At 47.6% G+C, this 11153-nt stretch carries 12 protein-coding genes; 9 read left to right on the top strand and 3 right to left on the bottom strand.

Features of this window, described 5'->3' with window-relative positions; translation table 11 throughout:
• Positions 1-272: 272 nt before the first annotated feature.
• The 4 genes from gyrB to EII41_RS06710 all read left to right on the top strand — a co-directional run bounded on the left by gyrB (position 273) and on the right by EII41_RS06710 (position 5552).
• Positions 273-2231, top strand: a complete 1959-nt coding sequence (gene gyrB / locus EII41_RS06725) for a DNA topoisomerase (ATP-hydrolyzing) subunit B (protein WP_124789947.1) — start codon at positions 273-275, stop codon at positions 2229-2231.
• Between the two features lie 75 nt (positions 2232-2306).
• Positions 2307-4097 carry a gamma-glutamyl-gamma-aminobutyrate hydrolase family protein gene (locus EII41_RS06720; protein ID WP_124789952.1) on the top strand — a complete coding sequence of 597 codons (1791 nt, stop codon included), beginning with the start codon at positions 2307-2309 and terminating at the stop codon, positions 4095-4097.
• 12 nt (positions 4098-4109) lie between these two features.
• Complete coding sequence (locus tag EII41_RS06715) at positions 4110-5111, top strand: M20 family metallopeptidase (RefSeq protein WP_260425507.1); 1002 nt, start codon at positions 4110-4112, stop codon at positions 5109-5111.
• Between the two features lie 12 nt (positions 5112-5123).
• Complete coding sequence (locus EII41_RS06710) at positions 5124-5552, top strand: SufE family protein (RefSeq protein ID WP_124750777.1); 429 nt, start codon at positions 5124-5126, stop codon at positions 5550-5552.
• A 2-nt stretch (positions 5553-5554) separates the two neighbouring features.
• Here EII41_RS06710 and EII41_RS06705 read toward each other — a convergent pair whose 3' ends face one another.
• The 3 genes from EII41_RS06705 to EII41_RS06695 are packed head-to-tail and all read right to left on the bottom strand — an operon-like array spanning position 5555 to position 7730.
• Positions 5555-6157, bottom strand: coding sequence for a ribonuclease HII (locus tag EII41_RS06705; protein WP_124789946.1), 603 nt, complete (start codon positions 6155-6157; stop codon positions 5555-5557).
• Between the two features lies 1 nt (position 6158).
• Positions 6159-6473: a heavy metal-binding domain-containing protein gene (locus EII41_RS06700; RefSeq protein ID WP_124750779.1), complete on the bottom strand. Its 315-nt coding sequence runs from the start codon at positions 6471-6473 to the stop codon at positions 6159-6161.
• A 54-nt stretch (positions 6474-6527) separates the two neighbouring features.
• On the bottom strand, positions 6528-7730 hold the full coding sequence (locus tag EII41_RS06695; RefSeq protein WP_124750781.1) for an aminotransferase class V-fold PLP-dependent enzyme: 1203 nt from the start codon (positions 7728-7730) through the stop codon (positions 6528-6530).
• Between the two features lie 160 nt (positions 7731-7890).
• Between EII41_RS06695 and EII41_RS06690 the strand changes: the two genes are divergently transcribed.
• The 5 genes from EII41_RS06690 (at position 7891) to EII41_RS06670 (ending at position 10924) form a co-directional block, all read left to right on the top strand.
• Complete coding sequence (locus EII41_RS06690; protein WP_124750782.1) at positions 7891-8094, top strand: hypothetical protein; 204 nt, start codon at positions 7891-7893, stop codon at positions 8092-8094.
• 122 nt (positions 8095-8216) lie between these two features.
• Positions 8217-8744: an AAA family ATPase gene (locus EII41_RS06685; protein ID WP_124789945.1), complete on the top strand. Its 528-nt coding sequence runs from the start codon at positions 8217-8219 to the stop codon at positions 8742-8744.
• Positions 8745-9048: 304 nt separating this feature from the next.
• Positions 9049-9483, top strand: a complete 435-nt coding sequence (locus tag EII41_RS06680; RefSeq protein ID WP_124750784.1) for an Hsp20/alpha crystallin family protein — start codon at positions 9049-9051, stop codon at positions 9481-9483.
• A gap of 180 nt (positions 9484-9663) precedes the next feature.
• Positions 9664-10191 carry a thiol peroxidase gene (gene tpx / locus EII41_RS06675; protein ID WP_411292587.1) on the top strand — a complete coding sequence of 176 codons (528 nt, stop codon included), beginning with the start codon at positions 9664-9666 and terminating at the stop codon, positions 10189-10191.
• Position 10192: 1 nt separating this feature from the next.
• Complete coding sequence (locus EII41_RS06670; RefSeq protein ID WP_124789944.1) at positions 10193-10924, top strand: SDR family NAD(P)-dependent oxidoreductase; 732 nt, start codon at positions 10193-10195, stop codon at positions 10922-10924.
• Positions 10925-11153: the final 229 nt, after the last annotated feature.

Here is an 11153-nt window from a genome sequence, read left to right as displayed (position 1 = left end):
AACATATGATAGAAAAATCCCTAAAATTACTTTTTCTAAAACTAAACAATGAAATAGCTATATATATTTAACAATGCCCTAACAACATCTATCCATATGATATGAAGCCAATCGGATACGAGACGTTATGAGCCTTAGTTTCGTTTGAGGCCATTCATTGCCTCTCTTCCGTTTTTTAATACTTTTTACCACACGCATGCCCCTCTGTCATAAAAAAAAGAACTACATTTGTTAGCCTTTTACATTAGATTTATTAGAAAGATATAAGCACAATGAGTGACGAAGAAGTAAGAGCAGCGAGTAAGGAATATTCGTCGAAGAATATTCAGGTGCTCGAAGGTTTGGAAGCGGTGCGCAAACGTCCCGCTATGTATATCGGTGATACAGGGGAAAAAGGTCTGCATCATTTGGTGTATGAAGTTGTAGACAACTCGATTGATGAAGCGCTCGCGGGTTTCTGTAAAAACATTGAGGTCGTAATCAACGAAGATAATTCAATCTGCGTAACGGATGACGGGCGAGGTATACCTGTCGATTATCACGAGAAAGAAGGCAAGTCGGCGCTTGAAGTCGTTTTGACAGTGCTTCATGCCGGCGGCAAATTCGACAAGGGTACCTATAAGGTATCGGGAGGTTTGCATGGTGTCGGCGTTTCGTGTGTGAATGCCCTTTCTTCCCATTTGAAAGCAGAGGTACATCGCAACGGCAAAATCTATATACAGGAATTTTCAGAGGGCAAGCCGCTGGGGGACATTCGTGAGGCAGGTGCGATTGACCGTACCGGCACTATCATCTCGTTTAAGCCGGATGATAGGGTTTTCACCGTTACGGAGTACAAATACGATATCTTAGCCAATCGTTTGCGCGAGCTTGCGTTCCTAAATGCAGGTATTTATTTGACATTAACCGACAAACGCGAGAAGAAGGAAGACGGAACGTTCAAATCGGAAGTTTTCCATTCAAATGAAGGCTTGAAAGAGTTTGTTCGCTATATCGACAAATCGAAAGAATCGATGATTCATGATGTGATCCATATTGTAACAGAGAAACAGGGGATTCCGGTCGAGGTGGCGATGACGTACAATACTTCGTATAACGAGAGCGTCTTTTCGTATGTGAACGACATCAACACGATTGAGGGAGGAACGCATCTCTCCGGTTTCCGTCGTGGTTTGACGCGTACCTTGAAAAAATATGCGGAAGACTCGAAACTTCTTGAAAAGGCAAAAGTGGAGATTCAGGGAGACGACTTCCGTGAAGGCTTGACAGCTGTCATTTCGATTAAGGTTGCCGAGCCTCAGTTTGAAGGGCAGACGAAGACGAAGCTCGGAAACAACGAAGTGATGGGGGCAGTCGATATGGCGGTAGGTGAGGCGCTGGGCTACTATCTGGAGGAACATCCGAAAGAAGCCAAATCCATCGTCGACAAGGTGATTCTTGCGGCCACGGCACGTCAGGCGGCTCGTAAGGCACGGGAGATGGTACAGCGCAAGTCGCCGTTCTCGGGCGGAGGACTGCCCGGCAAACTGGCTGACTGCTCCTCGAAAGATGCGGCAGAATGCGAACTGTTTCTTGTCGAGGGAGACTCGGCCGGTGGTACGGCAAAGCAAGGTCGCGACCGTAATTTCCAGGCAATTTTGCCATTGCGCGGAAAGATCCTGAATGTGGAGAAAGCGATGGAACACCGGATCTTTGAAAGTGAAGAGATTCAAAATATCTTCAAAGCCATGGGGGTTACCATCGGGACGGAAGACGATCCGAAAGAGCTGAATTTAAGCAAGCTGCGCTACCACAAAATTATCATCATGACCGATGCCGATGTGGATGGAAGCCATATTGCTACGCTGATTCTGACTTTCTTCTTCCGTCGTATGCGTGGACTGATCGAGAAAGGGTATGTCTATCTTGCTACTCCTCCGCTCTATCTGTGCAAAAAAGGGAAGGTCGAAGAATATTGCTGGACGGAGCAACAGCGCCAGAAGTTTATCGACACCTATGGCGGGGGGAATGAGAGTCAGGTGCATACACAGCGTTATAAAGGTCTGGGAGAGATGAACGATCATCAGCTGTGGGATACGACGATGAACCCCGAGAATCGTACGTTAAAGCAGATCACGATAGAAAACGCAGTAGAAGCAGACTCCACGTTTGCCATGCTGATGGGAGAAGATGTGGCTCCGCGACGTGACTTTATTGAGGAGAACGCAACGTATGCTAACATCGACGCATAATCACATATAAAAGGAACATACGGGGGCAATTCTTTCATGGATTGCCCTCTTTTATCGATCTTCGAAGCATCGTTTATGTCTGTTCTGCTCGATACATTATATAAGAATATAGAATCTTCCGCATCGACCCTTCCTTCTCATCGTAAACCGAAAATCGGAATCTCGGCAAACAGGAAAGAAGGCACCTCATGCATTGCAGAGCCTTACTTCCAATCTGTGGTGATGGCTGGAGGCGCTCCCGTCTTAATTCCGGTAATCACCGATATTCATGCGCTTACTTCGATCGTAGAAGATCTCGATGGACTGATCTTTTCGGGAGGGGGCGACATACATCCCGAATATCTGGGAGAAACACCGATTCCCGAGCTCGGCGATACGGACTCTTGTCGTGACGAATACGATTTCCTGTTGCTGAAGCTTGCTTTCGATCGCCAATTACCTGTTTTCGGAATTTGCCGAGGACATCAGTTGATCAACGTCGCATTCGGCGGCACGCTTTATCAGGATATTCATGCCCAGCACCCGAAAGAGGCGTTGCAACACAGTCAGGAAGAAGCGCGTGACGTTGCCACACACGCGGTCACGTTAGCTCCCTTTCCCTGCAAGCTGCAAACCGCATTACATTTCAGCGGTTCGCCTCAAGCATCATCTCACCGGTTATCCTCTACAATCGCTGTCAATTCGATCCACCATCAGGCCGTTAAGGATGTGGCACCCGAATTTATAGCTACGGCTACGGCGCCGGACGGGGTAAATGAAGCGATGGAGCACCCCGAATACTCGATCTTCAGTGTGCAGTGGCACCCGGAGCCTATGGCTGTATCGGGAAACGAGACAATGCTGAATCTCTTTCGTTATCATCTGCATCAGGCAGAGGTATATGCCCAAGCCAAAGCGCTACACCGCAAGATCATCACGATCGATTCGCATACGGATACACCGATGATTTTTCAAACATTCGACCTCGGGCGCAAAGAAGGGGGCAAAGTCAATCTTCCGTTGATGCGTGAAGGACACCTCGATGCCGCTTTTATGGTCGCGTATATTCCGCAGGGCGATCGGGACGCAGCCTCTTTACAGAAAGCGACGGATTATGCTACGGACCGGCTTACGCAAGTTATCACACAAGCCGGACGTTACCCGCATGAGATGGGCATTGCACAAAGTTCGGATGAGTTACGTCGGCTGAAAGAAGAAGGCAAAAAAGCCATTCTTTTAGGGATTGAAAACGGCTATGCACTCGGCAAAGACCTAACGAACCTGCACCGTTTCCGGCAGATGGGCGTATCGTATATTACGCTCTGTCATAACGGCGATAACGACCTCTGCGACTCCGCCGCAGGAAAGACGGAATGGGGCGGCCTCAGTCCGTTCGGGAAAGAGGTTGTGGCCGAGATGAATCGTCTCGGGATGATGATCGATGTGTCGCATGCTGCCGATCGTACGTTTTACGATGTACTGGAGCACAGTACCCGCCCGGTTATTGCCTCGCATTCGTCGTGCCGTGCCTTATGCAATCATCGCCGTAACCTCGACGATAATCAAATCAAAGCGTTAGCCCAACAAGGAGGCGTGATCCAAATCTGCCTCTATAAAGGGTTTATCAACGAATCGCCGGAAAAGGCTTCATTGAGTGATGCTATCAGGCATATCCTGCATGTGATCGATCTGGTCGGGATCGATTATGTAGGTATCGGCTCCGACTTCGATGGGGACGGCGAGCTGATAGGCTGTCGTGCCGCCAACGAACTGATGCAAATCACGATGCGTCTGATTGCCGAAGGACTGGACGACGAAAGCATTGCCAAAATATGGGGAGGCAACCTGATGAGAGTTATGAATGAAGTACAAAATGGGATAAAATAATCGACCATAATCATGGATATAATGATCAATAAATATGTAGGAGTATTACTTGGCGGTCTGATGCTGTCATGTTGCGGTCAGAAAAATACGACGAAAGAGGATACTAGGACTCCTGCCGACACGAATAAGCGTATAGAAGCACCGACCTTCAATGCAGACAGTGCCTATGCCTATATCGAACGACAAGTGGCATTTGGTCCACGCGTACCGAACACGGAAGCACACCAACGATGCGCCGATTATCTGGCAGGAGAGCTGGAGCGTCACGGAGCGAAAGTTTATGTACAGGAAGCCGTACTAACGGCATACAACGGCGAGAAATTAAAGGCCAAAAATATCATCGGAGCGTTCCAGCCCGAAAAGTCGAGTCGGATACTCCTTTTTGCCCATTGGGACTCCCGTCCTTATGCCGATCACGACACCGACGAAGCCAATCACCGTAATCCGATAGATGGTGCTGACGACGGGGGTAGCGGCGTGGGTGTTCTGCTCGAAATCGCTCGCCAGATTCAGGCAAAGGCGCCTGCTATCGGAATCGATATCGTGTTTTTTGATGCGGAAGATTACGGTACACCGGAGTTCGTCGATGAATACAAACCGGACACGTGGTGTCTCGGATCACAATTCTGGGCAAAGAACCCGCATGTACCGAACTACAAGGCCGAGTTCGGTATCCTGCTCGATATGATCGGCTCACGCGGTGCTACCTTTTATAAGGAAGGCACCTCTGTGCAATATGCCGCGAGATATGTAGAGAAAGTATGGGCTGCCGCACGCGAGCTGGGTTACGGAAAATATTTCATCAACGCGCAGGGAGGCACCATCGTCGACGACCATCAATATGTAATACAAGGACTTCGCATCCCTTGTCTGGACATCATCAATTACGATCCGGATACCCGGTCGGGCTTTGGCGCTTACTGGCATACGCAGAACGACACGATGGAGAATATCGACCGTGAAACATTAAAAGCCGTAGGTGAAACGGTTTTGAGCGTAATTTATAACCATTAAGAATTAACTAAGATGACGATTAATGAGATACAGAACGAAGTGATCGAAGAATTCTCCGTATTCGAAGACTGGATGGATAAGTATGCCTTACTGATCGACATGGGCAATGCGCTGCCGCCGATCGACGACCGATATAAAACGAGTAACAACCTGATTGAAGGATGTCAAAGTCGCGTATGGTTGCAGGCCGATTACATAGATGGCAAGGTGATCTTTCAGGGTGAGAGCGACGCCGTGATTGTGAAAGGTATCGTTTCGTTACTCATACGGGTACTGTCTCATCACACGCCGCAGGAAATCCTCGATGCCGATTTGTATTTCATTGAGCGCATCGGACTGAAAGAGCATCTGTCCCCGACCCGTTCCAACGGTCTCGTCGCGATGTTGAAACAAATGAAAATGTATGCTTTGGCTTTCAGTGCCAAAGCTCCTGAGGCCTGACTTTACAACTCCAGACGGAGCTGTGCGGGCGGCAGGAGCGTAAAGCTTTTGCGATGATAAGGCGTCGTGCCTGCGCGACGGATGGCTTCACGATGCGCTTCGGTAGGATAGCCTTTGTTTTTCTCCCAATGATATGCCGGATATTTCTCCGCGAGTGCGTTCATATAGTCGTCGCGATACGTTTTAGCTAAGATCGAAGCTGCGGCAATGCTCATCATCTTTCCGTCGCCTTTGACGACTGTCTCATACGGAATACCGGGATATGGAGCAAAACGGTTCCCGTCGATCAGCAGGTATTCCGGCCTCACTTTCAGCCCGCCGATGGCGCGATGCATCGCTAAAATCGAAGCACGCAGAATGTTCATCTTGTCGATTTCTTCGGGAGTTACGACACCGATTGCCCAAGCCGTCGCTGCTTCTTCGATGATCGGTCGCAAGGCGTAACGCTTTTTTTCCGTCAACTGCTTGCTGTCGTTCAATAACTCATTGTGAAAATCAGACGGAAGGATCACAGCGGCCGCATAGACAGCACCGGCCAGACACCCTCGTCCGGCCTCGTCGCATCCGGCTTCGAGGCGTCCCTCTTTGAGGTATGGTTGAAGCATCTTATCCCACTGTCACAGCCGTGCCACTTGCCGTAACCATCAACATGCTTCCTCCGATCGTTTCGTAGTCCAGGTCTATGCTGAGCACCGCATTCGCACCGAGCTCTTTTGCGTGTTCTGCCATCTCCTGCAAGGCTGCGTCTTTCGCTTTTCTTAGAACTTCTTCGTACGCATTCGAACGGCCTCCGACAAGATCTGTAATAGAAGCAAAGAAGTCGCGAAAAATATTGGCACCGATAATCGCTTCACCGCTCACGATGCCTCGATACGAGGTAATTGTTTGTCCTTCGATAGAAGGCGTTGTTGTCAGTATCATAATGTTTATATATTAAATTATAGACAATTATAGTTATGTCCGGGATGTTTTTTATCAAAACATTTTCCGGATACGTTGAATTCCTTCGACGAGTGCATCCACTTCCTCCTTTGTATTATAAAGTGCGAACGAAGCCCTGACGGTCCCTTCGATGCCGAGTGCGTGCATAAGCGGTTGCGCACAATGATGCCCCGTGCGCACGGCTATGCCGAGACGGTCGAGAAGCATACCCATATCGTAATGATGAATGTCTCCCACCAGAAAAGAAATGACACTGTTTTTATGTTCGGTACGTCCGAAGATACGCATACCTTCAATTTCATCGAGCCGCTCCGTTGCATAGCGAAGCAGTTCGTGTTCATGTGCCGCGATTTCGGTAAGGCCCATCGTCTGTAGATACTTCAACGCCTCGGCCAAAGCCGTGCTGCCGATGTAATCCGGAGTACCGGCCTCGAATTTATATGGGAGTTCATTGAACGTCGTATGCTCAAAAGTCACGTTTTGAATCATCTCCCCACCTCCCTGATAAGGCGGCAGACGATCTAACCATTCCGCCTTACCGTAGAGTATGCCGATGCCTGTAGGCCCATAGACTTTATGCCCGGAAAAAGCATAGAAATCCGCATCGAGCGCTTGCACATCGATCTGCTGATGGGCGACGGCCTGCGCGCCGTCTATAAGGACAGGTACCTCGTGCTGATGGGCTATCCGCACAATCTCCTCCACCGGATTGATTACCCCGAGCACATTCGACATCTGAGTGACGGCTACGAGTTTCGTCTTATTGGAAAACAATCGGGAAAATGCCTCCAGATCGAGTTCACCGCGCTCGTCGAACGGTATTACTCTCAGCTTCAGACCATGTAATTGCCAGGGAACAATATTGGCATGATGCTCCATCACGGAGATGATTACCTCGTCACCCGGCTTTACAAAGGCGCGTGAAAAACTTGACGCAACAAGGTTGATCGCTTCGGTTGTACCTCGCGTAAAAAGGATTTCGGCCGGGGAACGGGCATTCAAAAACATTCGTACCGTTTCGCGGGCTGCCTCGTGCGCTTCGGTAGCCTGCTGACTGAGAAAATGGACACCGCGATGGATATTCGCATTCACAGAATAATATTCTTCTGTTATTTTTTCGACAACGCAACGAGGCTTTTGGGTCGTGGCTGCGTTATCGAGATACACCAGCGGTTTACCATATATTTCGCGCTGCAAAATGGGGAAGTCCTTTCGGATAGATGCTGTCTTTAACATGTTGCAAAGATAGTGTTCTCTCCTGAATACAGCGCTTTTCCGACCTGAAAAAATGTGTGTAGATGAAATAAAGATATTTAATTTTTAAGGGCTTGCGGTAGGGCGAATCGCAAAATCTTTTTTCTTTGCATCCGGTATTAATTTTTAAAGTAACAGAACGATGAAGAAAATGATTTTGAGCGCAGCGATCGTTGCTGCCATGGCATTGGGCGTTTCTGCCAACGCACAGGATACGAAAGAAAAGAAAGAGTGCACAAAGACAGAGCAGAAGTGCTGCAAGAAAGAAGGCAAGGAAGCCTGCAAAAAAGATAAGGCTTGCGACAAGAAGAAAGAATGCTGCTCGAAGAAAAAAGAAGCGAAATAAGCATCTTCTGATAGATCGAAAGAGTTGTTTCATAAGGAGGCAACTCTTTTTGTTTCTCCACATCCGGAAATTCGTTTATTCATACATGAAGAAAGTTGTGAATATCCATATCATACATCAGCATGAATGCTATCTTATTTTTGTTTTCCGGTTTACCGGCTACGGGAAAAACCACCCTCGCGAAAGCATTGGCCCCCAAATATAACGCGGCCTATTTACGGATCGATACCCTTGAACAAGGTTTACGAGACTTATGTCGTTATCCGGTAGAAGGCGAAGGCTATCGACTGGCCTATCGGCTCGCGGCTGAAAATTTGCGAATCGGTAACCACGTCGTTGCCGACAGCTGCAACCCTGTTTCCTTGACCCGAAAAGAGTGGCATGAGGTCGCTATGCAATGCGGGTGCAAGTATGTCAACATCGAAGTAATCTGTTCGGACAAAGCAGAACATCAGTCGCGGGTTGAAAACAGAACGACAGACATTCCCGGCTTATCCCTTCCGACGTGGAAAGAAATTCAGAAAAGAGAGTATCATACATGGGACAAAGAGGTTATTCTTATCGATACGGCCTGTCGACCGATCGCAGACAGTGTAATCGAACTCTATACAAAAGTAGAAGCATATTTGCAGCGACTTCCGAATCTTTAGTCCTGTCAAATATCAAACGAAGGCCGTATAGAGCTTTACTACCGGAAAAACAATCTTCTGTACAAAAAGCAGATTACGCTTTCTTTAAAATTAAGAAAGTGTCATTTTGACATGCGTGTATCGTGAGGTAAATGTAAAACTACGCCATTTTGGCATGCGTTGTGCGGTGGTATGCGTTTTGTATCTCATCTGATGAAACCGATTCAACGACCTCGGCGATAACAATCCGTAAGAAGGTGAAATATCAAACGAATCATGAGTCGGATTTCAAAAAAAGAACATTAAATTATAGGAGGATTGAAAGATGACAACATTGATGAGAAGAAATCAGAGCGATTGGTTACCGTCCATTTTCAACGACTTTTTCGACAATGAATGGATGAGACGAACAAATGTAACGGCACCGGCCATTAACGTAAAAGAAACGAAAGACAATTATACGGTTGAAGTGGCTGCTCCGGGGATGACGAAACATGACTTTAACATCAACATCGATACGGACAATCATTTGGTGATCTCGATGGAGAAGAAAAGTGAAAAGAGCGAAGAGAATAAAGAAGCACGTTATCTGCGTCGTGAATTTTCGTACTCGAAGTTTCAACAGGCGTTAATTCTTCCGGACGATGTGGACAAGGATAAAATTTGTGCGAAGGTAGAAAACGGCGTACTGAGTATCGAATTACCGAAACTTTCTCACGAAGAGATTCACAAAGCTCAGCGAACGATCGAAATCAGTTGATTGCTGCCTCGTAAGAGATCGGAGAAATGTTAGTTAATAAAAGTCAATGTGCGCAAAATCGTACATTGGCTTTTTTGTTTTATGTTGAAGGTTCACTAACTTAGCCGCATGAAATGAATGTCAGCTCAACAGGGCGGATTCATGAAATTTATTTATTATTTAATCAAGATACAATTGGATATGATGAACGAATTAAAAGAAAACAAAGGTGCCGTTGCTTTCAACGGCACTCCGCTGACATTGCTTGGCGAGACGATTCAAGTGGGCGATACGGCGCCTGATTTTACGGCCATAGGTCGTGACAGCAAACCCGTATCATTGTCCGATTTCAAAGGTAAGACGGTGATTCTTTCGGTTTTCCCCTCGATCGATACAGGCGTCTGCGCCATGCAAACAAAACGCTTCAACAAGGAGGCTACCGCATTGTCGGAGAACATCGTGGTACTGACTTTGTCGAAAGACCTGCCGTTTGCTTTGGGACGTTTCTGCGCGGCCGAAGGAATCGACCGTATTCATACGCTGTCTGATTACATGCAGTCGGAGTTTGGCCGGAAATATGGTTTTCTGATCAAAGAAAACATGTTGCTGGCGCGCGGCGTTGTTGTAATCAATCCAGAAGGAAAAGTCGTTTACGTCGAATACGTGAAAGAGTTGACTACGGAGCCTGATTACGAAAAAGCGCTGAACGCGGCGAAAAGTACGCTGTAAAGTGAAACGGGCTATTGTGATAGGCGCCACTTCCGGCATTGGGCTGGAAGTGGCGAAACTTTTACTTGGCCGTGGCTGGTCGGTGGGTGTGGCAGGCCGTCGCGAGGCCGAACTGCAACGCTTACAAGCCTTGGCTCCGGAACGGGTGACAATACAGGTGCTTGATGTCACACGTGACGACGCACCGGAACGCTTGCTTGAGCTTGTCGAAGCCATGGGCGGAATGGATCTGTTTTTCCTTTCGTCGGGTGTCGGACGGCAGAATACAACTCTGCAAGAAGATATCGAGTTGTGGACGGCAGCAACCAACGTCTCCGGCTTTATCCGTATGGTAACGGCGGCTTATCGTTATTTCCGTGGCAACGGCGGCGGACATATCGCCGTCATCAGCTCTATCGCGGGCACGAAAGGATTGGGAAGCGCTCCGGCTTATTCGGCCTCCAAACGTTTCCAGAACACTTATATCGACGCTTTGGCCCAGCTGACACATCTAAAAAAGGACAACCTCATTTTTACGGATATCCGGCCGGGGTTCGTAGACACAGCGATACTCGACAACCAGAAGAAATATCCGATGCTCATGCGACCGGAAGTTGTGGCCCGACATATCGTCCGTGGGCTGGAAAAGCGTAAACGCGTCGTCGTCATCGATTGGCGCTACCGTCTTCTGGTCTTCTTTTGGCGACTCATGCCTCAACGTATTTGGGAATGCTTAAAAATCAAAAACAGTTGATGAGTTTTCATACGTTTACAGGAAATCATTGGGGGATTCGAGAAAAAAAACGTTTTTTTTCTTGCATGTTAAAAAAGGTGATGTATCTTTGCACCTGATATAATCAAGTAAACAAAAATGAAACGATTTTACACCTACAAGTATTATTACTTTTATCTTGGTAGAGATAAAGGCAGGACTTGATATGTGTAAAACAATCTAAGAAAGTACCATAAGGGGTATTAGACAT

It is taken from the genome of Tannerella forsythia (genome assembly GCF_003860135.1).
Classification (GTDB): domain Bacteria; phylum Bacteroidota; class Bacteroidia; order Bacteroidales; family Tannerellaceae; genus Tannerella; species Tannerella forsythia_A.
Note: the sequence above shows the minus strand (reverse complement) of the source record. Positions and strands in the feature narration are given on the sequence as shown.